Origin of the sequence: Pseudomonas sp. AD21 (genome assembly GCF_002878485.1) — a bacterium.
Taxonomy (GTDB): domain Bacteria; phylum Pseudomonadota; class Gammaproteobacteria; order Pseudomonadales; family Pseudomonadaceae; genus Aquipseudomonas.
The window spans coordinates 1-24,197 of the sequence record NZ_NQYG01000024.1 but is presented as its reverse complement, the minus strand read 5'-3'; the positions used below and the strand labels follow the sequence as shown (position 1 = coordinate 24,197).

The 24,197-nt window shown below is 60.3% G+C and carries 20 protein-coding genes; 6 read left to right on the top strand and 14 right to left on the bottom strand.

All coding sequences use genetic code 11. The features are described from left to right. Nucleotides 1-50 precede the first annotated feature (50 nt). The 7 genes from PseAD21_RS16025 to PseAD21_RS15995 form a co-directional block, all read right to left on the bottom strand. Nucleotides 51-1,688 carry a BatD family protein gene (locus PseAD21_RS16025; protein WP_102356521.1) on the bottom strand — a complete coding sequence of 546 codons (1,638 nt, stop codon included), beginning with the start codon at nucleotides 1,686-1,688 and terminating at the stop codon, nucleotides 51-53. Continuing rightward, on the bottom strand, nucleotides 1,685-3,421 hold the full coding sequence (locus PseAD21_RS16020; RefSeq protein WP_102356520.1) for a tetratricopeptide repeat protein: 1,737 nt from the start codon (nucleotides 3,419-3,421) through the stop codon (nucleotides 1,685-1,687). Before PseAD21_RS16020 ends, PseAD21_RS16025 begins: the two co-directional genes overlap by 4 nt. Beyond that, complete coding sequence (locus PseAD21_RS16015) at nucleotides 3,418-4,497, bottom strand: VWA domain-containing protein (RefSeq protein WP_102356519.1); 1,080 nt, start codon at nucleotides 4,495-4,497, stop codon at nucleotides 3,418-3,420. Before PseAD21_RS16015 ends, PseAD21_RS16020 begins: the two co-directional genes overlap by 4 nt. Then, nucleotides 4,490-4,987: a DUF4381 domain-containing protein gene (locus PseAD21_RS16010; protein WP_064587858.1), complete on the bottom strand. Its 498-nt coding sequence runs from the start codon at nucleotides 4,985-4,987 to the stop codon at nucleotides 4,490-4,492. Before PseAD21_RS16010 ends, PseAD21_RS16015 begins: the two co-directional genes overlap by 8 nt. Further along, nucleotides 4,984-5,928, bottom strand: coding sequence for a DUF58 domain-containing protein (locus PseAD21_RS16005; protein WP_102356518.1), 945 nt, complete (start codon nucleotides 5,926-5,928; stop codon nucleotides 4,984-4,986). Before PseAD21_RS16005 ends, PseAD21_RS16010 begins: the two co-directional genes overlap by 4 nt. A 5-nt stretch (nucleotides 5,929-5,933) precedes the next feature. After that, on the bottom strand, nucleotides 5,934-6,893 hold the full coding sequence (locus PseAD21_RS16000; protein ID WP_003218556.1) for a MoxR family ATPase: 960 nt from the start codon (nucleotides 6,891-6,893) through the stop codon (nucleotides 5,934-5,936). Nucleotides 6,894-7,161: 268 nt separating this feature from the next. Further along, a complete protein-coding gene (locus tag PseAD21_RS15995) occupies nucleotides 7,162-7,515 on the bottom strand; it encodes a hypothetical protein (protein ID WP_102356517.1) in 354 nt (117 codons plus the stop codon). A gap of 191 nt (nucleotides 7,516-7,706) precedes the next feature. Here PseAD21_RS15995 and PseAD21_RS15990 point away from each other — a divergent pair, with 191 nt between their 5' ends. After that, a complete protein-coding gene (locus tag PseAD21_RS15990) occupies nucleotides 7,707-9,269 on the top strand; it encodes a hypothetical protein (RefSeq protein ID WP_256588170.1) in 1,563 nt (520 codons plus the stop codon). Nucleotides 9,270-9,323: 54 nt separating this feature from the next. On the opposite strand, the gene cui is transcribed toward PseAD21_RS15990, so the two are convergent. Then, on the bottom strand, nucleotides 9,324-9,899 hold the full coding sequence (gene cui, locus PseAD21_RS15985) for a colicin immunity protein Cui (protein WP_102356516.1): 576 nt from the start codon (nucleotides 9,897-9,899) through the stop codon (nucleotides 9,324-9,326). Nucleotides 9,900-9,984: 85 nt separating this feature from the next. Then, a complete protein-coding gene (locus tag PseAD21_RS15980; RefSeq protein WP_102356515.1) occupies nucleotides 9,985-11,175 on the bottom strand; it encodes a colicin-like pore-forming protein in 1,191 nt (396 codons plus the stop codon). Nucleotides 11,176-11,869: 694 nt separating this feature from the next. On the opposite strand from PseAD21_RS15980, the gene PseAD21_RS15975 reads away from it, so the two are divergent. Next, nucleotides 11,870-16,765: an NAD-glutamate dehydrogenase gene (locus PseAD21_RS15975; protein WP_102356514.1), complete on the top strand. Its 4,896-nt coding sequence runs from the start codon at nucleotides 11,870-11,872 to the stop codon at nucleotides 16,763-16,765. Between the two features lie 165 nt (nucleotides 16,766-16,930). Here the strand turns inward: PseAD21_RS15975 and PseAD21_RS15970 are convergent, their stop codons facing one another. The 4 genes from PseAD21_RS15970 to PseAD21_RS15955 form a co-directional block, all read right to left on the bottom strand. Beyond that, on the bottom strand, nucleotides 16,931-17,644 hold the full coding sequence (locus tag PseAD21_RS15970; RefSeq protein WP_102356513.1) for an ATPase: 714 nt from the start codon (nucleotides 17,642-17,644) through the stop codon (nucleotides 16,931-16,933). 241 nt (nucleotides 17,645-17,885) lie between these two features. Next, nucleotides 17,886-18,290 carry a cupin domain-containing protein gene (locus PseAD21_RS15965; protein WP_102356512.1) on the bottom strand — a complete coding sequence of 135 codons (405 nt, stop codon included), beginning with the start codon at nucleotides 18,288-18,290 and terminating at the stop codon, nucleotides 17,886-17,888. Nucleotides 18,291-18,529: 239 nt separating this feature from the next. Beyond that, nucleotides 18,530-18,823 (bottom strand): putative quinol monooxygenase, encoded by a 294-nt coding sequence (locus PseAD21_RS15960; RefSeq protein ID WP_102356511.1) that lies wholly within the window; start codon nucleotides 18,821-18,823, stop codon nucleotides 18,530-18,532. Between the two features lie 123 nt (nucleotides 18,824-18,946). After that, a complete protein-coding gene (locus PseAD21_RS15955) occupies nucleotides 18,947-20,380 on the bottom strand; it encodes a PLP-dependent aminotransferase family protein (RefSeq protein WP_102356510.1) in 1,434 nt (477 codons plus the stop codon). A 433-nt stretch (nucleotides 20,381-20,813) separates the two neighbouring features. On the opposite strand from PseAD21_RS15955, the gene PseAD21_RS15945 reads away from it, so the two are divergent. Next, entirely contained in the window at nucleotides 20,814-21,254 is a 441-nt protein-coding gene (locus tag PseAD21_RS15945; RefSeq protein WP_102356508.1) for a carboxymuconolactone decarboxylase family protein, read from the top strand. 129 nt (nucleotides 21,255-21,383) lie between these two features. Here PseAD21_RS15945 and PseAD21_RS15940 read toward each other — a convergent pair whose 3' ends face one another. Beyond that, nucleotides 21,384-21,698 (bottom strand): hypothetical protein, encoded by a 315-nt coding sequence (locus tag PseAD21_RS15940; protein ID WP_102356507.1) that lies wholly within the window; start codon nucleotides 21,696-21,698, stop codon nucleotides 21,384-21,386. 207 nt (nucleotides 21,699-21,905) lie between these two features. Between PseAD21_RS15940 and PseAD21_RS15935 the strand changes: the two genes are divergently transcribed. Genes PseAD21_RS15935 through PseAD21_RS15925 form a run of 3 tightly spaced genes read left to right on the top strand, consistent with a single transcriptional unit; the run spans nucleotide 21,906 to nucleotide 24,089 of the window. Next, complete coding sequence (locus tag PseAD21_RS15935; RefSeq protein ID WP_102356506.1) at nucleotides 21,906-22,571, top strand: STN domain-containing protein; 666 nt, start codon at nucleotides 21,906-21,908, stop codon at nucleotides 22,569-22,571. Beyond that, nucleotides 22,568-23,119: an RNA polymerase sigma factor gene (locus tag PseAD21_RS15930; protein WP_027613107.1), complete on the top strand. Its 552-nt coding sequence runs from the start codon at nucleotides 22,568-22,570 to the stop codon at nucleotides 23,117-23,119. The genes PseAD21_RS15935 and PseAD21_RS15930 overlap by 4 nt, the downstream gene beginning before the upstream one ends. 31 nt (nucleotides 23,120-23,150) lie before the next feature. Beyond that, nucleotides 23,151-24,089: a DUF4880 domain-containing protein gene (locus tag PseAD21_RS15925; protein WP_102356505.1), complete on the top strand. Its 939-nt coding sequence runs from the start codon at nucleotides 23,151-23,153 to the stop codon at nucleotides 24,087-24,089. The last annotated feature ends 108 nt before the right edge of the window (nucleotides 24,090-24,197 follow it).

Genomic DNA, 24,197 nt, shown 5'->3' with positions numbered 1-24,197 from the left:
TGGGAGTGGAGATTCAGGTGGCACAGGGTTTCACTACATCCAGGAGAGGGTTACTTCGGGTAGAGCGGCGGCAACCCACTGTCACCCACAGGATCCTGCACGCGTTCCGCCGCCGGAATCGTGCGGATTGCCCGCCACAAATCCTCACCCTGCCAATGCTGCCCGGTCTCGCTGTAGAGCGCGCCGTTGAGACCATCGAGGGCGTCGGACAGCGGCACGAAGCGCGCCGCCATGTCCGCCAACGTTTCCGGCTGCTGACGGGCCCAGGCGTCGAGTGCCTGACGGGTCGCTTGCGGGTCGTTGGCCTGGCTTGCGCGTTTGATATCGTCCATCAAAGTGCGCGGGCTCGGGCCGGTTTGTGCGGCGCGGTGCACCGCCGGTTGCCAGCGCGCACGCCACCACAGGCCGAAGCCGAGCAGGGTGGTGCAGGCGAGGATCAGCGTGCTGAGTTTCCACCACCACAGGGTGTCGCTGTCGGCGCTGGCCGACTGCAGGGTGCCGGCCGGAGTGTCGACTTGCAGGCTCGGGTTGTTCGCCACTTGCAGGGTGCGCGCCGGCAGGCTGGTGTGTTCCAGGTGATCCTCGAAGGTGTTCCACCAGATCACGTCGACGGTCGGCAACTCGATGCTACCGCTGCGACCAGGTACCAGCGCTTCGCGTTCTTCACGGCTGCCGATCAGGCCGCGCTCGCCGCTCTGGTTGCTCAGCACCGGTTGATCCGGGTAGCGGCGCAGGCCGTTGGCGTCGGTGGCGGGCAGGGCGGGCAACTGTGAGCTGGCCAGGCCTTCGACTTTCAGGGTCAGGCTGCGGGTCAGCGAGTCACCGACCTGGGTGTGCTCCGGTTCCGGGCTCCAGCTTTCGCTCAGGCTCAGGCTGCGTGCCGGTAGCCACGGCGCATCGGCCGGGTAGGTCAGTGGTTTTGGTTTGACCGTCAGCGCAATCTCGGCGGAATTCACGCGCAGCAGTTTGCCCGGTTTCGGCCCCTGCGCGGTGGCGTCCTGGCTGGGCTGGGTGTCGACCAGTGTGGCGCTGAACGTCTGCGGGGCAATGAGCAGCAAGCCGCTGTGCTGCGGGTAGATCGCGTAGCGCATCTCGATCACGCCATGGCGCACACCATTGATGTCTTTCTCGTAGGTGCGCGTGTCGCCCAGTTGCTCGATCCGTGCATCGGCGATCTGCAACGGGGTCAGGCTGCTGTCGTCGTACAGTGACACCGAGTGGTAGATGCGCAACGTCAGGATCGCCTGCGCCTGCACATACACGCTGGACTGGTCGAGACTGGCCTCGATGAACACCGGGGCCGGGTTGTTTTTCTCTTCGCGGGTGTCGCTCTCGACCACTTGCACGGTGATCGGCTGGCTCTGCACCTCACCCAGTTGCAGCGGCGGGATGATCACGCTGCCGTTTTCTTTCGGCAGCAGGGTGATGATCCACCGGGTGGTGGCGCGGTTGTCGCCATTGAGGGTGTTCAACTGGTTGACCTGGCGCGTGCCGCGCACCTCGAACAACGGCTCCAGCGGGGTCAGGTCGGGTTTGCCGAACTGCGTGACGTCGTTGGTTTCGAGGGTGAGTTCGACCGTCTCGCCGGAGTTCAGGCGACTGCGATCCACGCTGGCCGTCAGCTCGGCCGCCTGGGCGGTGGCCGTGCAGATCAGCAGGGGCAGCAACAGAGCGGTGAAACGGGTCATCGAGTTTTTTCCTGATCCTGATGTTGTTGCTGTTCGTACCAGAATTTGCGTCGCAGCAATTCCCCGGGATTGTCCGGAATCTTGCCCAGCCATTGTTCCAGTGCCTGACGCTGTTCGCCTTCGAGGTTGTCCTCGCCGGGTTGCAGCGTCGGTGCAGTATTCGCTGTTTCGTCCGGCGGGTTGCCCGGCACTTCGTTGGGCCCTGGTGGCGGTGGCGTGGTCGGCGGCGGTTGGTTGGCCGATTCGCCGGGCTGGGCCTCGCTCGGGGTGTCACTTTTCACCGCTGGTGGCTGTGCGGTCGCTGGCGGTGGTTCATCGCCGGGCACGTTCGGCTGCGCCGTTTGCGGCTGCGGCTCGGCCGGTGGCGGGGTGTTTTTCTGCTTCAGCAGGTTTTCCACCAGCGCCTTGTTGGTCTGCGCCGGGCGCAGGTCCGGTTGCAGTTCCAGCGCCTGTTCATAGGCATCGATCGCCGCTTCCAGTTCACCACTTTTCGCCAGCGCGTTGCCACGATTGTAGTGGGCGCGGGCATCACTGCCTTCGGCGAAACGCTGAGCGGCGCCACTGTAATCGCCGGCCTCGTACAACGCCACCCCTTGCCACTGGTGATCTTCAAAGTGATCGGCGGCCTCGGCCGCGCGTTTCTGCTTGAGCAGATGCAGGCCCTGTTGATCGGGGCGCAGCCACAAGTCTTCGAAGTCGAAAGCGTAGCTCGGTTGCGGCAGGGACAGCAGCAGCGGCAGGCAGAACAGCCAGCCACGCCGACCGGCGCAGGCAGCCAGCAGCAACAGTGGCAACAACAGCCAGTAGCCCTGATCGGCCCAGGTGTCGAGGCGCACGGTCTGGCCATCGTTGCGTAGGCTGCGCGGGCCATCGAGCAGGCCGAGGGCGTGCAAGTCGGTCTCGTCCAGCCGCGCGCTGTGGTATTCACCGCCGACGCTGGCGAGGAAGGCGCCGAGGCTCGGGCTGTCGAGTTGCGGCACGCGGATCGCGCCTTGTTCGTCCTTGAGGAAACTGCCGTCTTCCTGGGCAATCGGCGCGCCTTCGGCGGTGCCGACGCCGAGCATCAGCAGTTGCGCCGATTGTTGGCCGAGGGCGCGGCGAATGCCTTGGCGTTCTTCTTCGCTCAGTGAGGAGCCGACCAGCAGAATCCGCCCCTGACCGAGCGCGCCTTGCTTGAGCAAGGCCAGCGCTTTGCTCACGCCGAGATCAGCGCGATGACCGCTTTCCGGCATCAGCGACGGTTTGAGCGCGTCGAGCAGATTGTGGCTGGTCGCCAGGTCGTCCGACAGCGGCACCAGCGTGTGTGCGCTGCCGGCGTAGACGACAATCGCGGTCTGCGCGTCGCTGCGTGCCTGCAACAGATCGAACAGTTTGCGCCGGGCCTGTTCCAGCCGCGTTGGTGGCGAGTCAGTGGCGAGCATTTCCGGGGTCAGGTCCAGCACCACCACCAATGGATCGGCAGGTTTCTGGCTGGTCTGTTCGACGCGCTCCCAACTCGGTCCGAGCAGGGCGATGATGGTCAGCAGCCACGCCACGCCGAGGGCGACCCATGGCAGTTTGCTGGCGCGCCCGCTGCCACCGCTGAGCAAGGTGGCGTGAAACGCCGGCGGCAGAATCATCTGCCAGCGCCCGGCGCGTTTCTGTCGGTGCCAGAGTTGCCAGATCAGCCAGCCGAGCAGCGGCAGGAGCAGCAGCCACCAGGGACGGAACCAGTGCGGCCAGAGCGCGATCATCGGCGCCTCCGCAGACGCAGGCGTTTCAGTCGCTCACGCCAGTCAGGCAACGGACTTTGCAGATAAAGCTCCTTGGTAAACAGGCGTTGCAGCGGGTTGTCCGGCCACAATTCACGGGCGACCAGCAACAGGCTCAGCAGCAGCGCAAACGCCAGTGGCCACTGATACAAGGCTTGCGCCGGGCGTGCCTGGGTCGGTTGCTGGGTCACCGGTTCGAGTTGATCGAGGGTGTCCCTGATCGCTTGCAGCTCTTTGCCGTCGCGGGCGCGGAAGTATTGGCCACCGGTGGCTGCAGCGATCGCCTTGAGTGCCGGCTCGTCGAGGTCGAGGCTCGGATTGATCCCGAGCAGGCCGGTGCTGCCACTGTCCTCAGGATCAGCACCGATGCCGATCGGGTAGATTTTCACCCCTTCGCTGGCGGCCAGTCTGGCGGCGGTCAGCGGATCGATTTCGCCGCCGTTGTTGGCGCCGTCGGTGACCAGAATCAACACCCGGCTCTGTGCCGGGCGCATACGCAGGCGTTTCAGCGCCAGGCCGATGGCATCGCCGATCGCGGTGTTCTTGCCGGCGATGCCGATGCGCGCTTCATCGAGCCAGACGCGAACGGTGTGGCGGTCGAAGGTCAGCGGTGCCTGCAGGTAGGCCTGACTGCCGAACAGGATCAAACCGACCCGGTCGCCGTCGCGGCTTTCAAGAAAATCGCCGAGCAAGTGCTGGACCAGCGACAAGCGGCTGACGTCTTCGTCCTGCCACTGCATGTCGGGAAAATCCATCGAGCCGGACACGTCCACCGCCACCAGCAGATCACGCCCGCTGGCGGCAATCGGCAGCGGTTCGCCGAGCCATTGCGGGCGGGCAGCGGCGCTCAGCAGCAACAGCCACAGCAGCAGGAACGGTGCCTGCTGACGCCACGCCGGCAGGTTGGCCCGGGCGCGTCGACGCGCCAGGCCTTCGAGGTCGGACAGAAAGCTCACACGCAATGCTGGCTCACCGCTGTCGGCCACCGGCAGCACCAGGCGCATCAGCCACGGCAGCGGCAGCAGCACAAAGATCCACGGCCAGGCGAACTCAAACATGTTTGCGAATCCAGGTTTCAACGGCTTGGGTCAGGCCGGCGATGGCTTTGTCGTCGAGTTTGCATTCGGGTTTGTAGGCGCCTTCGACCAGCACCATCCAGCGTGTCAGGCCAGCGGCCGGGCAACGGTTGTCGAGAAATGCCAGCCATTTGCGGCCATTGAGCGTGTGGCTCTGGCTGTAGGGGTAGTGGTTACGGCACAGGCGCTTGAGCAGGCCGTTGAGCTGTTGCAGCCAGGCCCCGGCCGGCGCGCCGTCGTAGGGTTTGGGCATTTGTGCCAGTTCGGCCAGCGCGGCGATGCGCACCGGGTCCAGCGGTTGCTCGGCGCGCACGATCGGGCGTTTGCGGGTCGGTATGAACCGACGCAGGCGCCACGCCGCGAAACCCAGCAGTGGCAGCAGTAAAAGCAGTAGCCACCAACCCGGCGCCGGTGGCCAGAAGTCGATTGGGGGTGGGGAGATCAGAGGTTGCAGTTGCTCGAGGCCGTTCATCGACCGCTCCCCGAGCGCTGCGGATTGAGGAACTCCCGCATCTGCTCGACCATCTCGCTTTGCGTGCTCAACGGCATCAACAGCACCCGCAGTTTTTGCGCGAGCAATTCCCAGCGGGCGATGCGGGCTTCGGCCTGGGCGCGATAGGTCTGGCGCAGATCGAAATTGAGCGTGTCGAGCTCCAGTTGCGCGCCTCTTTCCGCGAACCTCAAAAGCCCCGCGGCGGGCAACGCGTGATCCAGCGGATCGGACAGCGGCAGCATCAGCAGGTCGCAATGGCGCGACAGCAGGCTCAGTTGCTGCTCGGCGCTGTCGGACAGCGCACGCTCATCGCAGATCACGATCACCAGGCTGCCCGGGCGCAACACTTCACGGGCCCGGCGCAGCGCTACGCCGAGGGCGTCGCGGTCCGGTTCGCGTTCGCTGTGCAGCGACTGATTGACCTTCACCAGGCGGTTGAGCAACTGCAACAGGCTTTGTTTGCTGCGGCGCGGTTTGATTTCGTAATGTTCGTTGTCGCCAAACACCAGCCCGCCGACCCGGTCGTTGTGCCCCAGCGCGGCCCAGCCGATCAGCGCCGCCGCTTGCGCCGCGAGCACCGACTTGAACATCAACCCGGAGCCGAAAAACAGCCGTGTGCTCTGCTCGACCATGATGAAAATCGGCCGCTCGCGTTCTTCATGGAACAGCTTGGTGTGCGGCTCCTGAGTGCGCGCCGTCACCCGCCAATCGATAGTGCGCACGTCGTCGCCGGCCTGATAGACCCGCACCTGATCGAAGTCGACCCCGCGCCCACGGAATTTCGAGTGATGCAGGCCGATCAGCGGGCTGCGCTGACTCGGCGTGGAAAACAGCTGCACTTCGCGCACACGGTGGCGCATCTCGATCAGGTCGGTGAGGCTGATGCGGATGCCCGGTTCGGACGGCAGGGGGGCGTTCATGGGGGTCAAGCGACGGCTACGACGTCGAGAATCCGCTGCACCACCCGATCCTGATCGATGCCGGCGGCTTCGGCTTCAAACGACAGAATGATGCGGTGACGCAACACGTCGAACAGCACCGCCTGAATGTCTTCCGGGCTGACGAAGTCGCGACCGGCCAGCCAGGCGTGGGCCCGGGCGCAGCGGTCGAGAGCGATGGAACCGCGCGGGCTGGCGCCATAGGCGATCCACTCGGCCATTTCCGGGTCGAACTTGGCCGGGGTGCGCGTGGCCATGACCAGTTGCACCAAGTACTCCTCCACGGCGTCGGCCATGTACAGGCCGAGGATTTCCTTGCGTGCGGCGAAGATCGCCTGCTGGCTGACCCGGCGTTCAGGCTTGGTTTCGCCATTCAGCGCTTCGCCACGGGCCTGCTGGAGGATCCGGCGTTCGACGGCGGCGTCCGGGAAACCGATTTTTACGTGCATCAGGAACCGGTCGAGTTGCGCTTCCGGCAGCGGGTAGGTGCCTTCCTGCTCGATCGGGTTCTGCGTGGCCATCACCAGAAACAGCGGCGACAGCTCGTAAGTGCTGCGCCCGACGCTGACCTGGCGCTCGGCCATGGCTTCGAGCAGTGCCGATTGCACCTTGGCCGGGGCACGGTTGATTTCGTCCGCCAGCACCAGGTTGTGGAAGATCGGCCCTTGCTGGAACACGAAACTGCCGGTTTCCGGGCGATAGATCTCGGTGCCGGTGATGTCGGCCGGCAGCAGGTCGGGGGTGAACTGGATGCGATGGAACTGGGCTTCGATGCCCTCGGCGAGTTCTTTGATCGCTTTGGTCTTGGCCAGACCCGGAGCGCCCTCGACCAGCATGTGGCCGTCGGCGAGCAGGGCGATGAGCAAGCGCTCGATGAGTTTTTCCTGGCCGAGAATCTGCGTTGAAAGAAAGGTTCGCAGCGCCAGCAGCGCTTCACGATGTTCCATCGGTGACTGTTCCTGGAAAGGGTGGCCCCAGGCGTTCGGATAACGCCGGGGCTGGGGGCGTTACTTTAATCCATCGAGGGGGGTGGCGACTAACGGCATTTTGCGCAAAGTGCGGGAAATGACTGGGGTAATTGTTGGATTTTTGTAGCCGGGGAGTGATTGGTTGCCTGTGCCGGCCCTATCGCGAGCAGGCTCACTCCTACAATGGATCGTCGTACACCGACCTGTAGGAGTGAGCCTGCTCGCGATGAGGCCAGTCTGGGCGCCATCACACTTCGTTAATGAAGGTACCCGTCCCATCAAGGATATTCTTCAAGGTCTCAACAACCTCATCCAGATCAACCATATCCGGGTTGAAGCTGATCTCCAGCACATCATCCCCATTCAACGCATCGGCGTCCGCCGCAGCGATTTCGATCTTCAGCAGCGTCTTGCTCAAGGTCACCTTGACGCCGTCCAGCGTCGAAGGCTCGCCATCCAGAGTGATTTCCAGTTCGTCCTCGTCCGGATAACGGCTCATCAGAAACATATCGCCCTTGTCACTGTGGCAGCAGAGCATGGCCATGTTGTCTTCTTCGTCATCGCACGGGTTGACGATCAGTAGGGCGGTGGTCATTTGCATGGGGGAATTCCTGGCCGACGGGCGCTGAGTGCAATCGAAAACGCGATTTTGCCAGCCTTGGCGCATTTGCGCTGCTCTCTTGCGTCGACACAGGCGGCTGGGAAACGATTTTGTCTTATTGATGCTCGCAATAATGGCTCGCAGGAAACTTGGCAGAATCAATGAAGAAGGATAATTCCCGCAGCTGAGTCTTGAGACTGGGACTGAAATTTCCGAGGACGCCGAAGGAAAAATTCCTTGTTGGAACTTGTCTGGTGTTTTCTGCTTTTTCGCTTGTTTTATCGACGCAATCGCCATTATTTTGGCCGCTCGAGCGCAAAGGAGTGCGTCAATCCAAACTGAAAAAAAGGACCTCTTTCAATGCATCAGTATTTCGAACGCGCTCAGGAAACGCGCACCTGTCCGACGATCAGATCGAGCAGATTTATCAGCGATATCTGGACGGGGAAAAAAGCGCTGCACTTTTGGTCGAGTATCAGATCCCTGCCACTGTTCGCAGCTTGCTCAAGGTGTTGCCGCCAATCGTCAGTCAGGATCTGATGTGCCCTTATTGCGATTTGCCCATGTGGGTACGTCGGCACGCTCGGGGCACCTCGGTCTCGCAGCGTCATCCGTTCAAGTGCGTACGGTGCGAGCACCGATATTCTGCGTCTGCCCGCCATGGTCGACGTACCGTGTGTACTTGCCAGGCATGCTTTCAGGCTCATCAACAACAATTGGCGGCGCAGGCCGAGCTTGATCGACGGGAGCTTGAATCGCGCTACGCTATGCCTTGTGTCGCTGTACCGTATTCGGCCCTTGGGTTTGTGCAGAAACTGACGTTGCTGGCCTTGCTTGACGATGGCAACGGCAGCCATCCCGAATGGATTGCTCCGTTGAACGCACCTTCGCGAAGCGAACATCTGGCACCGACCGTTGAGGCCAGTGAGGAACGGCTGAAGAGTCTGCACGAGGCCGGCGTGTTAACGGTCGCGACGAGTTCCGATATCAAGGCCTTCGATCGCACTGAGGGTTGCAGTATCAGTGACTATTCTGCGGTGCGCTGGCAGCCCAATGTGGCACTCGACGGGGTTGCGCGCTGCAATCGGGAAAGCTTGTACCTGGCCCTCTATCAGGAGTTGTCCGGCGACGTTCAGGCCGCCTGGAAGAGTGAGCTCTACGGGTTGATCTTTGATCTGGCCCGAGAAGAGTCGCTGCAGTACATCCATGTGCTGGCCAATGAAGTCAGTTTTACGTTCACGGCCCAGGCTCGTGCTGAAACGGTCGTGGGGCAACTCCTGCAGGATTTTTCCGTGAGTCAGCTCTACTACTTTGCTCGTCTGGCAGTAAAAAACGCTGCGCACTTCTACGCCACCGGCAATTCCAAGGGGCGCAATCACGCATCCAACACCATCCCGCGCAACATGCTCGGGACCGCCCAGGATGCCCTGACACGAAACTGGCGCAAAAACGCACACCGCGATTCGCGGGTACCGCAATCGGCGTTGCATCGGTTGTTGTACGACGTAGTGCTCAAGGACAGCGGTGCCGGGTTTTCCAAGTCGCCGGGAATGTACTGGCGCGATGAACTGGTGCCGCAGTTCTTTTCCGGTGCAGCTTTTGACTGCGACCTGCTCGGTCATTTGAAGCTGTTTTGCCGAGAGTGTGACTCCAGCAATATCGACGCCAGCATGGACAAATTGATCCTGAAAACCATGTGTTACGACTGTGCCACGGTGAGCAAATTCAGGGCGTTCGAGGAACTGCCTGACTGATGTTGATGGGGTGATGGCCGTAAATGGTCCAGGGAAAAAGGGAGGGCGTAGCGCTCAATGAGGGTGGCTGCGTTCCCTTTTTTCCTTCCAGTTCTTGATCAGCAAGAACGGGAAATAAAAAAAGACTCGGTGAATCATGAATGGGATAACAAAGAAAATTATCAACATGCCTGAAGAGAATATCGAGTAGAACAATATGTTTTGTCCAAACAGATTTCCATATTTCCCGGTGCCTTTTCCAAGGTCTGTGTCGGTTAAATAAAAAACCAATGTAAAAAACATAATCATAAAGGCTGTAAAGAATATCCCAGTGATGAATCGCGTTAAAATCTTGTTTTTGTACTGGGCAGGGTCGATTTTCATTGTTTTGTGCACTTTGTAGAATAGCGTTAGCGCAAATATTGGCCCGATCGCCGCTACATAGTTTGCGGTTGCTTTTGAGCTGAAGGGGAATAAGGAAGACCAGAATCCGCTCAAGCTGAAAAGCTGATTGTCAAGAAAGTCGTTAATGGCGAAATCCAGGCTGCTTTGCGGGAGTGCAGGGAGGAGAAGATTTATAAAAAAGATCGGGGCGCAGAAAAGGCAAATTAATAATGGGGGTACAGTCAGTTCAGGTGGGTTTTTATTCATCTTGGTGTTCTCCAGTAGGCAAGGCTGTGTTGTCTGCTTAACTGGGCCAGCCGGAAGTTAGAGACTGGCCCGTTACAGATGTTTGCTATCCTTTTGTGGAAGCGCTATTGAACTGATCCAGGATTAGTGTATTTATTTTTTCCACGTTATCAGCACTCAAATAGGCTGCTGCCAAGGCAATCAATAAGCCGACTACCACGATGCCGGGCACGGTGATGGCCAGTGCCGGGAAAGAATAGGCGGCGATCACTGCCAGTAGTGCGCCTGCCCCCATTCCAGCCGCAATACTCTCAAGCTCCAGCATCAACGGTTTCCAATTGCCTTCCCGGAACCCGACAACAGTTTTATCGATCACCGAGTGCGCTTGCACAATTTTGCCGGTTACGCCAAACCCCTTGGCCAATCGGTTGACGTTGTCCGCATAGGTTGCTTTATCCAGCGCGTTCAGTGCATCGACGACCGCGCGAGTATCCTGCGCGCTGAGCCTTGCCTTCGGGTTGGTCCGCACCTGCTCGAACGTCTGCAACGCATCGTTGTAGCTTCTGATCTTCTTCCCTGAAACATCCTTTTGAAGATCCATCACGACCTGGTGCAGGTTTGCGCCGTATTTCTCAAGGATGTATTTGTTCGCGTCGGCGACGTAAGCCACTGCGCGTTTGTAATCATCAATGCGCTTGGCTTCTGCTTCGGCAGCGATCCGGTTTTTTTCTTCCTGCAGGCGTTTGGCCTCTGCCAGAGCTGCCTGATGAACGTGCTCTCGTCTCTGTGCCTCTTCAGCCTGCCGCGCCGCTTCGGCTGCCTGTTGTTGGGCGAGTGCCTCGGCCTGGCGCCGGGCTATTTCGGCATACAGTTTTGTCTGCCGATTCTGGAGGTTTGCGATTTGCTCGTTCAGAAGCATGGCGTCATAAGTGGCTTGTAACTTCGAATGTTGTCGCGCCGTTTGAACGTCCCTTAGTTTTTGCTGCAACTCCGCGTTTTTTTGAAAAAGTAATTCGTTGACAATGTTCGTGGCTTTGTTCAGCCATGTGTCGGGTGTAGGGTTGGTGAGTGGTGGGTGCCTGCTATCTATAAGGTTCAACTCTGTTTGCAAGCCATGTTCGAGATTGTGCTTTCTTGCGAGATAATCGCTTTCTATTGCCAGTGTGAATCCATGCATCGGATTGCCAAGTGGATAGTTCTTGAGAATGTCTCCCCGGATAGTTTTTGGGCTTAAGTTGACTATCTCCCATGTACCGTCACCATAGAATATGGTTGCCGGGAGTTCGAGTTGTCGCATGTGATGATTCCTTTCTGTGATGGGGAACCCTTTCCGTGGGTTCGGTCAAAAAGCAATGTTCTGTTTATTGGGCTGGTCTTATATAGATAGCACTGCCGGTTTGCGCATTCAAATCGTGCTGTAGGAATTCGGTCTTTAAATTGTGTGAGACATTTCTTGTCAGTTTGTAAGGATTCTTTAGTGTGTTTCCAGTTGTTGTTTTTATTGGCTTTTTTGTGCGAGTAATCGGAAGAAGTGTAATCTTTGGCGGGGTAATGACGGGTGGTTGCACGAAGCGCAAGGGCGCGACGGGAACGAATTTCGGGTGAGCGGTCATTTCAGGTGCGCTTGCGCGTTGAATGGATGCCTTAAACGCGAGATTTCTCTTTGACTGCTAATGTTTACCAGTGCGCGGGCCTGCGTTTACGTGCCAATGACCGAATATGTCGCAGCACCGCAAGCAGACACATTGTCGCACCCATTAAGCTGCGCAACGGATGAGCACCCGTAAAGACATTGTCGGCAGCCCCGGCAGTCGTTTTTGCAGATGCCCATTCAATGGAAGGTGAATGTGACCTGAGTGTCTCGTCCAGCTTCACCCACCTGTCCCCCTGTTTCCTCTGCCCGAGAATCAGGAGCAGGGCGACACAAGCCCCGAAAGGGGTGTTGCACGCGACGCTTTCCATCAATAACAAGCTTAAGCGGAGTACCACAGATGGCGTTCTTCACCGCAGCCAGCAAAGCCGACTTCCAGCACCAACTGCAAGCGGCACTGGCGCAGCACATCAGTGAACAGGCACTGCCACAAGTGGCGCTGTTCGCTGAACAATTCTTCGGCATCATTTCCCTGGACGAGCTGACCCAACGTCGCCTCTCCGACCTCGCTGGCTGTACTCTTTCCGCGTGGCGCCTGCTTGAGCGCTTCGATCACGCGCAACCGCAAGTGCGCGTCTACAACCCCGATTACGAGCGTCATGGCTGGCAGTCGACCCACACGGCGGTCGAAGTCCTGCACCATGACCTGCCATTTCTGGTCGACTCGGTCCGCACCGAGCTGAACCGTCGCGGCTACAGCATCCACACCCTGCAAACCACCGTGCTCAGCGTACGCCGTGGCAGCAAGGGCGAGCTGCTGGAAATCCTGCCAAAAGGCAGCACCGGCGAAGGCGTGCTGCACGAGTCGCTGATGTACCTGGAAATCGATCGCTGCGCCAATGCGGCCGAACTGAACGTGCTGAGCAAAGAGCTGGAGCAGGTGCTCGGTGAAGTGCGCGTCGCGGTTGCCGATTTCGAGCCGATGAAGGCCAAGGTGCAGGAGATCCTCACCAAGCTCGACAACAGCGCATTCACCGTCGATGCCGACGAAAAGACCGAGATCAAGAGCTTCCTGGAATGGCTGGTGGGCAACCACTTCACCTTCCTCGGCTATGAAGAGTTCACCGTTGTCGATCAGGCCGATGGTGGCCATATCGAATACGACCAGAATTCCTTCCTCGGTCTGACCAAACTGTTGCGCACCGGTCTGACCAACGAAGACCGTCACATCGAAGACTACGCGGTGAACTACCTGCGCGAACCGACCCTGCTGTCGTTCGCCAAGGCCGCGCACCCGAGTCGTGTGCACCGTCCGGCCTACCCGGACTACGTGTCGATCCGTGAAATCGACGCTGACGGCAACGTCATCAAGGAACACCGCTTCATGGGCTTGTACACCTCCTCGGTGTATGGCGAGAGCGTGCGGGTCATCCCGTTCATCCGCCGCAAGGTCGAAGAAATCGAGCGTCGCTCCGGCTTCCAGTCCAAGGCTCACCTGGGCAAGGAACTGGCGCAGGTCCTCGAAGTGCTGCCGCGTGACGACCTGTTCCAGACCCCGGTCGACGAATTGTTCAGCACCGTGATGTCGATTGTGCAGATCCAGGAGCGCAACAAGATCCGCGTGTTCCTGCGCAAAGACCCGTACGGTCGCTTCTGCTACTGCCTCGCCTACGTGCCGCGTGACATCTATTCCACCGAAGTGCGCCAGAAGATCCAGCAAGTCCTGATGGAGCGCCTGAAGGCCACCGACTGCGAGTTCTGGACGTTCTTCTCCGAGTCCGTGCTGGCTCGCGTGCAACTGATCCTGCGTGTCGATCCGAAGAATCGTCTCGACATCGACCCGCTGCTGCTGGAAAAGGAAGTGGTACAGGCTTGCCGCAGCTGGCAGGACGACTACGCCGCACTGACCGTCGAAAGCTTCGGCGAAGCCCACGGCACCAACGTGCTGGCAGACTTCCCGAAAGGCTTCCCGGCCGGCTACCGCGAGCGTTTCGCGGCGCATTCGGCCGTGGTCGACATGCAGCACCTGCTGAGCCTGAACGAAAAAAATCCGCTGGTGATGAGCTTCTATCAGCCGCTGGGCCAGGTGTCCGGCCAGCGCGAGCTGCATTGCAAGCTGTACCACGCCGACACCCCGCTGGCGCTGTCCGACGTGCTGCCGATCCTGGAAAACCTCGGCCTGCGCGTGCTGGGTGAATTCCCGTACCGTCTGCGTCACACCAACGGCCGCGAGTTCTGGATCCACGACTTCGCGTTCACCGCTGCCGAAGGCCTGGAACTGGACATCCAGCAGTTGAACGACACCCTGCAGGACGCGTTCGTCCACATCGTCCGTGGCGATGCCGAGAACGATGCGTTCAACCGTCTGGTGCTGACTGCCGGCCTGCCATGGCGCGACGTGGCGCTGCTGCGCGCTTACGCCCGTTACCTGAAGCAGATCCGTCTGGGCTTTGACCTGGGCTACATCGCCAGCACCCTGAACAACCACACCGACATCGCTCGCGAGTTGACCCGGTTGTTCAAGACCCGTTTCTACCTGGCACGCAAGCTGGGCAGCGATGATCTGGAAGACAAGCAACAGCGTCTGGAACAAGCGATTCTGACCGCACTGGACGACGTTCAGGTGCTCAACGAAGACCGCATCCTGCGTCGTTATCTGGACCTGATCAAAGCCACCCTGCGCACCAACTTCTATCAGACTGATGCCAACGGCCAGAACAAGTCGTACTTCAGCTTCAAGTTCAACCCGCACGCAATCCCTGAGCTGCCTAAGCCGGTACCGAAGTTTGAAATCTTCGTTTACTCGCCACGCGTCGAAGGCGTGCACCTGCGCTTCGGTAACGTCGCCCGTGGTGGTCTGCGCTGGTCCGACCGTGAAGAAGACTTCCGTACCGAAGTCCTCGGCCTGGTAAAAGCCCAGCAAGTGAAGAACTCGGTCATCGTGCCGGTGGGCGCGAAGGGCGGCTTCCTGCCGCGTCGCCTGCCACTGGGCGGCAGCCGTGACGAGATCGCGGCCGAGGGCATCGCCTGCTACCGCATCTTCATTTCGGGTCTGTTGGACATCACTGACAACCTGAAAGACGGCGCCCTGGTGCCGCCGGCCAACGTCGTGCGTCATGACGACGATGACCCGTACCTGGTTGTGGCCGCGGACAAGGGCACTGCGACCTTCTCCGACATCGCCAACGGCATCGCCATCGACTACGGCTTCTGGCTGGGTGACGCGTTTGCGTCCGGTGGTTCGGCCGGTTACGACCACAAGAAAATGGGCATCACCGCCAAGGGCGCGTGGGTTGGCGTACAACGTCACTTCCGCGAGCGCGGCATCAATGTTCAGGAAGACAGCATCACTGTGGTCGGCGTGGGTGACATGGCCGGTGACGTGTTCGGTAACGGCCTGTTGATGTCCGACAAGCTGCAACTGGTCGCGGCTTTCAACCACATGCACATCTTCATCGATCCAAACCCGAACCCGGCCACCAGCTTCGTCGAGCGTCAGCGCATGTTCGACCTGCCGCGTTCGGCCTGGACCGACTACGACACCAGCATCATGTCCGAAGGTGGCGGTATCTTCTCGCGTAGCGCGAAGAGCATCGCGATCTCCCCGCAGATGCAGGAACGCTTCGCCATCAAGGCCGACAAACTGACCCCGACCGAACTGCTGAACGCCTTGCTCAAGGCGCCAGTGGATCTGCTGTGGAACGGCGGTATCGGTACTTACGTCAAGGCCAGCACCGAAAGCCATGCAGACGTGGGCGACAAGGCCAACGATGCACTGCGCGTGAACGGCAACGAACTGCGCTGCAAAGTCGTGGGCGAGGGCGGTAACCTCGGCATGACCCAACTGGGTCGTGTGGAATTCGGTCTCAATGGCGGCGGTTCCAACACCGACTTCATCGACAACGCCGGTGGCGTGGACTGCTCCGACCACGAAGTGAACATCAAGATCCTGCTGAACGAAGTGGTTCAGGCCGGTGACATGACCGACAAGCAACGCAACCAGTTGCTGGCGAGCATGACCGACGAAGTCGGCGGTCTGGTGCTGGGCAACAACTACAAGCAGACTCAGGCCCTGTCCCTGGCGGCGCGTCGTGCTTACGCGCGCATCGCTGAGTACAAGCGTCTGATGAGCGATCTGGAAGGCCGTGGCAAGCTGGATCGTGCCATCGAGTTCCTGCCGACCGAAGAGCAGATCAACGAGCGCGTTGCGGCCGGCCATGGCCTGACCCGTCCCGAGCTGTCGGTGCTGATCTCGTACAGCAAGATCGACCTCAAGGAGCAGCTGTTGGGCTCGCTGGTGCCGGACGATGACTATCTGACCCGCGACATGGAAACGGCATTCCCGCCGACCCTGGTCAGCAAGTTCTCCGAAGCCATGCGTCGTCACCGTCTGAAGCGCGAGATCGTCAGCACCCAGATCGCCAACGACCTGGTCAACCACATGGGCATCACCTTCGTCCAACGACTCAAAGAGTCGACCGGCATGAGCCCGGCGAACGTGGCCGGCGCCTACGTGATTGTGCGCGACATCTTCCACCTCCCACACTGGTTCCGTCAGATTGAAGCGCTGGACTACCAGGTCAGCGCTGACGTGCAACTGGAGCTGATGGACGAGCTGATGCGTCTGGGCCGCCGTGCTACACGCTGGTTCCTGCGTGCCCGCCGCAACGAGCAGAACGCTGCCCGTGACGTCGCGCACTTCGGTCCGCATCTGAAAGAACTGGGTCTGAAGCTGGACGAACTGCTGAGCGGCGAAATCCGTGAAAACTGGCAGGCCCGTTATCAGGCTTACGTCGCGGCCGGTGTACCGGAATTGCTGGCGCGTATGGTTGCGGGCACCTCGCACCTGTACACCCTGCTGCCGATCATCGAAGCGTCCGACGTGACTGGCCAGGACCCTGCAGAAGTGGCCAAGGCCTACTTCGCCGTGGGCAGTGCGCTGGACATCACCTGGTACCTGCAACAGATCAGCGCACTGCCGGTTGAAAACAACTGGCAGGCTCTGGCCCGTGAAGCGTTCCGTGATGACGTCGACTGGCAGCAACGTGCGATCACCATCTCCGTCCTGCAACAGGGCGACGGCACGCTGGACGTGGAAGCACGTCTGGCGCTGTGGATGGAACAGCACGAAGGCATGATCTCGCGCTGGCGCGCCATGCTGGTGGAAATCCGTGCTGCGAGCGGCACGGACTACGCCATGTATGCGGTGGCCAACCGTGAGCTGCTCGACCTCGCGTTGAGCGGTCAGGCGGTAGTGCCTGCGGCTGCTGCGAATGCCGAGCTTGAATTGGCGTAAGTAGTGGTTGAATGAAAAAGCCCCGGTGTCGTGAGATGCCGGGGCTTTTTTATGTCTGAGGGGTTTTTGGTGCCTGTTGCGGCGCCATCGCGAGCAGGCTCACTCCTACAGTTGGAATGCGTTCCCCCTGTAGGAGTGAGCCTGCTCGCGATGGCGTCCTTTATATCAATACAACTTCTGACCTTGTTTACTATCGAGCATCGACACTTTGTCCGCAGGTCTAGCGACTAAATTGTTGAGCGATTGGTCAAACTTCTGCAGCGCCCGAACTTGCACATCCTGCTGCTGATTAATATCGGCAACAATCTCCTCCGAGCGTTTGAAGTCTGCCCACACCGGCGTCAGTTCTTTTGCCTCGGAACCTTTCGCCGTACCGATGTAGTTGAACTTCGCATCATAGAAATCCGCACTGACATCGGCCTTGATGTCGGAACTACGCGAGGTGATCAACTGGCTGTGGGTGTCGACGATCGCCACCATGTCGGGCTGCGCTGCGCGCAGGCTTTGCATGTCCGGATACACCGTGACCGAGCCGAACTGCCGTTGCAGCGAGGACTTGACCCAGTCCACCGCCATGTCGGGTTTCGAGGTGGCGACGTAGGCGTCGTGGATCGGCTGGACCAGCAGGCTCTGGCCGAAACCGGTGCCGGCATTGGCCTGGTAGTCACGCAGGTATTCGCGGTTGGTCTGGGTGCTTGGGCTGTAGACCACGCCCAGTGACACGCCGGGGCCGCTTTTCACCTGGGCGGCGCTACTACGGCCGACCGGTTGGGTGAACAGCGTGTCGAGGGATGAAACCGCTGTCGGCGCGGTGGGTACTGAACAGGCGGACAGGGCTAAAACCGATATCGCCAAGGTGCTGGCAAACGCAAGTTTCATGGTGAGTCTCCCGTGAAACAACTTCAGTCGGAAAGTCTGGGTTGTCGTGGCTCTTGGTGACGGGCGCACGACAGTTAATTCAGACTAAACCCGCCAAGCTGTAAATAAGCTGACAATTTTCCTGGTGATGGCGATGCAATAGTTTTATTGGCTTTAAGGCAGAACGGCTAATTTCGTAGGGAAATAAAAAGGCGCAAAACAAGGTTTTGCGCCTTTTTATTTATGGCTGTGTAAACAACCATCAGTTTTTCAAAGGGATCAGCACTTGCTCGTCCGGCGCCAGCACCATGAACACCAACAACTTGGCCGGTTTGGTTTTGCTGGCGTTTTTTGACACCAGATGTTCGGAACCGGCCGGTTCGTACCAGAACTGGCCTTTCTGGTAGGTGATCGGTTGTTCACCCTTGACCTGGGAAATCACTTCGCCTTCCAGCACGTAGGCCATGGCGGTGCCGTCGTGTTTGTGGGCAATGGAGGACTGGCCGGGTTTGTAGTCGACTTCGATCATCATGGCCTTTTTGCCGGGGGCGTTTTTCAGCATCTGGTCTTGCAGGACGGTGACTTTTTCCGAGGGATCGTGAGCGAAGGCGGACGAGGTGCAAAGGCTCAGGGCGAGGGCGGCGGCGAAGAAGGGCAGGGCTTTCATGGCGGGTTACCTGTGATGATCGGGGTGTTGCTAATCACAGTAATCCGCAGGGCGAGGCATTCAAACGGCCAATATTCGGGAAGGTTGGGTGACCAATTTGCGGGGCGTCAGAAAGGTTATCGGTGTGGCGGAATACGCCTTCGCGAGCAAGCTCGCTCCCACAGGGTTATCTGTTGCTCACAAGATAGGTGAGCAATCGCAGAACCTGTGGGAGCGAGCTTGCTCGCGAAGGGGCCAGATCAGACGATGGGAAAGCTGTTGAAATCCACACTGTTGGTCAGTCGACTGTCGATCAGGTCGATAAAACCCTGCGCCTCGGGTCGGTTGAAGTGCGCCTTCATCGCCGCTTCCGATTGCCAGTGTGCGCTCACGGTCCAGCGGTGGCTGTCCTCGGGGCAGCGGTCGACCATATAGGAGTCGCAGCCCGGGGATTCGCGCAGGGTGTCGACGATCTTCTGCAACTGCCGGCCGAGTTCTTCCGAACGCCCGGCTGCTGCTCGCACCTCGACGGTGTTGATCACTTCGTTGGACATTGCTCACACTCCTGAATCAGGCCGGACGAATCCCGCTCATTGAGGGATAACGCCAGTGCAGAATAGGCCTGCACCCCGTGATCACCAATAACCAATCGGCGGTTAATCGCCCAGACCAATCATTCACGCGACTTGTTGCAGAATGTCGCGCAGGCGATCCAGAGCGATGTCGATGTCCAGCGTTTCGATCGCACCGAAGCCGAAGTACAGGCCGTTTTTCGCCGGTTGCTGGTGATAGAAACCCTTGATCGAATACAGCCCGACCTCGACCTTTTTTGCCAGTTCGATCACCAGCGGCAGATCGATCGGGACCTTGCACAACACCGCCATGTGGAAGCCCGCGCTGGCCGGCACCGCATCGAGCCACGGCGACAGGTCGGTGGCCATGCGCGCCAGGATCCGCTCGCGGCGCTGGGCATAAATGGTGTGGCAGCGGCGGATGTGCTTGAGCAAGCAGCCCTCGGCGATGAACTTGGCCAGTGCCCATTGCGGCAGGGTCGAGGCGTGCAGGTCGGTGAGCTGTTTGGCGCGGATCACCGCTTCGAGGATCGCCGGCGGCAGGATCGCGTAGCCGAGCCGCAGCTCTGGCAGCAGGGTCTTGGAGAAGGTGCCGACGTAGGCAACGATGCCGCGCTGATCGAGGTTGTGCAGCGAATCAGTCGGGCGACCTTCGTAGCGAAATTCGCTGTCATAGTCGTCCTCGATGATGATCGCGCCGAGTTCATAAGCCCTGGCCAGCAAAGCGTGGCGACGCGCCTGGCTCATCGACATGCCCAGCGGAAACTGGTGCGACGGGGTGACGTAAATCATCCGCGTGCCCTCGGGGATCTGCTCGACCACAATGCCTTCGGCATCCACCGGCACGCCGACCACTTCCGCACCGTGGGTGCCGAACAACATGCGGGCCGGCGGGTAGCCCGGGTCTTCCATCGCCACCCGACTGCCTGGGCTGATGAGCACGCGGGTGATCAGGTCCAGCGCCTGTTGCGCGCCGTTGCACACCACAATGTCTTCGTCCTGGCAGTTGATTCCGCGCGAGAACGCGATGTGCCGGGCAATCGCATTGCGCAGCACCGGCAGGCCTTCGGGCACGCTGTAGAAACCCTTGGACGCGGCCATCTGGCGCATGGCGTGCGAGACGCAGCGGCGCCAGTCGTCATGGGGGAACTGGCCCTTGCTGGTGGCGCCGCCGATGAAGTCGTAGCGCAACGAGCCATCCAGCGTCGGATGCCGCAGAAACATCGGCAGGTTGCGCCAGCTTTCGATGACCTCGGCACTGGCCAGTTCGGTGTGGCTTTGCTTGCGCTGAACTTGCGCAGGGCGGGCGTTGACGTAAGTGCCTTTGCCGATCACCCCGGTGAGGAAATTTTCGTACGTCAGCTGCGCGTAGGTGTCGGAAATGGTCTTGCGCGAGATCCCCAGTTGCTCGGCCAGCAGGCGGCTGGGCGGCAATTGCGTACCTGCCGCCAGGCGTCCGGACTCGATGGCGCCACGCAGCTGGTTGTACAACTGACCGGCCAGGTCCTTGCGGCCGTTGATCACGACGTGAAGTTCCATACCGACGAGGCTCCCGGGGCTATTTGGCGTGCCTGCCAGATTACCGCTGTTGTTTGATTGGCAATAGTTGCCTACCCGAAAAACCCGAAATTGGCCTAGATCCCTGTAGGAGTGAGCCTGCTCGCGATCACAGTGGCACATCCGACAAAAATGTTGGCTGATACACCGCTATCGCGAGCAGGTTCACTCCTACAGGTATTTGTGTTCGGCTCATGGTTATTGTTGATCGTTCCCACGCTCCGCGTGGTAACGCCTCCCGTGACGCTCTGCCTCACGGTGGACGCAGAGCGTCCATGGCTGTATTCCTTTGCTGCGCGTGGGAACGATCAGTTCGCGGGGTTATTGGTGTAGCGGTTTTCCGTGGAATTGGGGCTGTAACGCCGGCAGCTCTGCGCTTACCGTGAACTCATCATTCCGCTTCCCGAGACCTGCCATGTCCCCGCGTCTGGACTACTACAGCGCATCGCCCAAGGCGATGAAAGCCATGATCGCCATGGAAGCGCTCACCAGCAACCTGAGCATCGAAGCGCCGCTGTTGCAACTGATCAGGATCCGCGCCTCGCAACTCAACGGCTGCGCGTTCTGCACCGACATGCATTCGGTGGACGCGCGGCGGGCCGGGGAGAGTGATCGGCGCTTGTATGCAATTGCGGTGTGGCGCGACAGCAACTTCTTCAACCCGCGTGAGCGTGCGGCGCTGGCCTGGGCGGAGGCGGTGACGTTGCTGGCGGAGAGCCGCGTGCCTGATGAGGTGTATCAGCTGGCGCGCGAGCAATTCAGCGAAGGCGAACTGGTCGACCTGACAATGGCCGTGACCACCATCAACAGCTGGAATCGCCTCGCAGTAAGCTTCCGCCAAACCCCCAGCGAATGAGCCCGCCCTGATCGTTCCCACGCTCTGCGTGGGAATGCAGCCCGGGACGCTCCGCGTCCCCTCCAGAGCCGAACGCGGAGCGTCCGTTGAGGCATTCCTTTGCTGCGCGTGGGAACGATCGGTGGGGTGTCATTGCGGTGGGCGTTGTGGTTTCACCGAGGTGCCGAAGGTATTGCCCATTCGTGTACTGGTCCCCGCCGGTGTCGCCAGCCCGACCTGATTCGGTGGCCGCTTGTTCACCGGCACGTTCAGCGCTTCCTGATTCTTCTGTGCGGCTGCCGCGCCTTCGGGGTTGTTGCCCATCTGCTGGCTCAGGCAGTCGTAATTCGGCGCCTTGTAGCCACCCACGGTGACTTCCACGCAGCCCAACGGCTGCTCGGCGTGCGCATTGGCGAAGGCGCTCAGCAGCAACCCGCCCAGGGCGATTATCCACAGTGTTTTCATCCAGGCCTCCTGGCCGGCCCGAAGAGGCCGTTCGTTGTCTGGAGTCTAGTGCAAGCCTTGCGCAATTCCCGTGATGGTTTTTTTGCACCGCCCGTCACACCAGATTCATAAACAGCCCTCAGGATGACGATTTCCAAGGATTCGTCAGCCGTGCAGCGAGGCAGTTCCAGGGACGGTTTTCAGCGTTCAACGAGGCTTGTGCGCCGGATGTGTCTGGGGTTGCTGCTTGGCTGTGCGGCGGGCCAGGCGATGGCCGACGCGGTGCCGGCGGACTTGCGCATGACGCTGCACATTCCGGCACAGGACCTGGCTCGGGCGCTGGATCAGTACAGCCACGCCACGGGGGTGGCGGTGCTGGTCGACAGCCAGTTGAGTCGCGGCCGACGCTCATTGGCGGTCGATGGCGAATACACCGCTGCCGATGCGCTGCGCCGTTTGCTCGGCGGCAGCGGGCTGATGGCGCGCTACGCCCGCGACGACGCGTTCACCTTGCAGGTGGCGCAGGTCGAGGACGTGCCGTCGGCCATGGAAAAACCCACGCCGGCCAGCGCCGCCGTGAGTCGCAGCTACGCCACCGCCGTGCAAACGGCGATCGAGCGCAACCTGTGCCGTTCGCCATTGACCCGTCCGGGCAGTTATCGCGCGGTGTTGCAGGTCTGGGTCGGGCGTGACGGCGTGGTGCAGCACAACCGGTTGGTCGCCACCACCGGTGATATACGGCGCGATACCGCGCTGGTGGAGAGCTTTCGCAATCTCAAGATCGACCGGCCGACGCCCAGCGCCTTGCGTCAGCCGGTCACGTTGCTGTTGTTACCGGAGTCGTCAGGGAAACGCATGGAATGCACCAAATGGGAAGGAGTTTCCGGGGGATGAAAGACACCGGACAAGGTTCGATGGTCCAGCTGTTCCTGACGTCCTACGAGGACTTTCGGGTGCGCTTGCGCAGGCGTCTCGGTTCGGAAGACCTGGCGAACGACGTGTTGCACGAAACCTACCTGCGGGTCGACCGCATGGAGACGCCGCCGAACCTGTTGCGGCCCAATGCCTACCTCTATCGCATGGCGCTGAACATCGCCGCCGACCGCCGTCAGGCCGATGCGCGCCTGCTCACCGGCGAGGAAGTCGAAGAGCTGCTGCAAATCGGTGACGAAGCCCTCGACCCGGCGCGGGTGGTGGGCGGGCAAAAGGAAATCCAGTCACTGCTCAGTGCCCTCTACGAACTGCCCGCACGACGTCGCAGAATCTTCATCGCCGCACGCCTGGAAGAGGCACCGCACCTGGAAATCTCCCAGCGCTTCGGCATTTCCACACGCATGGTCGAGAAGGAAATCAAAGCCGCATTGGGCTTCTGCGCCGCGAAACTGGAAAGAAAAGTGTTTCAGCGGTTCGGTCGCGGGGCCGGAAAACCGTCTTCTGAATAGTGCCCGATCAATTCGTTGAGAACCTGCGCGTTTGAACATCTTTCGACTGACACCTGCCGAGCCATCGGCGGCCGACCCTCTGCACAACGAAGCCCACGACTGGCTGGTCCTGCTGACCTCCGGCCGCGCCACCGTGGCCGATGCCCGCGCGCTGCGCGAATGGTGCGCCCAGAGCGCCGAACATGCCCGCGCGTTTGAAGATGCCAAGCGGTTGTGGCAACAACTGCAACCGGCTGTGGAGCAAATGCAGGCGCCGCGTCGTTTCGGTCGCCGCGCCTTTCTCGGTGGCGCGATTGCTGCGTCGGCGGCGTTTTTGCTGGTGCGCGGGACGATTCCTGGTGGCTTCGGAGGGCTGGGTGCTGACTACATCACCGAAGTTGGCCAGCAGCGCCGCTTTGAACCGGTGCAGGGTGTGAGCCTGGAGCTGAACACTCAGACGCGGATCAATCAGCGTGCGGTGTCTGACGGTGTGCAGGGTTTTGAGCTGGTCAGTGGCGAAGTTGAGGTGCAGACGGCGCGGTTGCCGCTGGCGATGCAGGCTGGGGGAGGGTGGTTGCGTGCGAGTCAGGGGCGTTTCAACTTGCGTAACACGGATCAGCAAGTTTGCGTGACTTGCCTTGATGGTGCGGTTGAAGTTGATGTTGAGGGGCGTAGTTTGCGGCTTGAACCGGGGCAGCAGGTGACCTATGACGCGCGGCAGGTTGGCAGTGTGCAGAGTGTCGACACGGCGGCGGTGATGAATTGGCGTCAGCAAGTGTTGGTGTTTAACGGCGCTACGCTGAGCCAGATGATTGATGAGATCAATCGGTATCGGCCGGGGATGTTGTTGCTGCTCAACCGTGAGCTTGGGCAGCGGCGGGTGCAGGCGCGCTTTAGCCTTGATCAACTTGCTGGCGTTGCGTTGCTGATTCGGGATGCTTATGGCGTTAAGTGCACTGAGTTGCCGGGTGGCGTCGTCGTTTTGAGCTAGTGGGGTTGATTGGGTACATATCCGTTGCTGCGGTAACGGCGGCTTAGGGTTCCGCCCTGACGGCGGGTCACCTTTTCCAAACGCCGAAAAGGTAACCCAAAAGGCTTG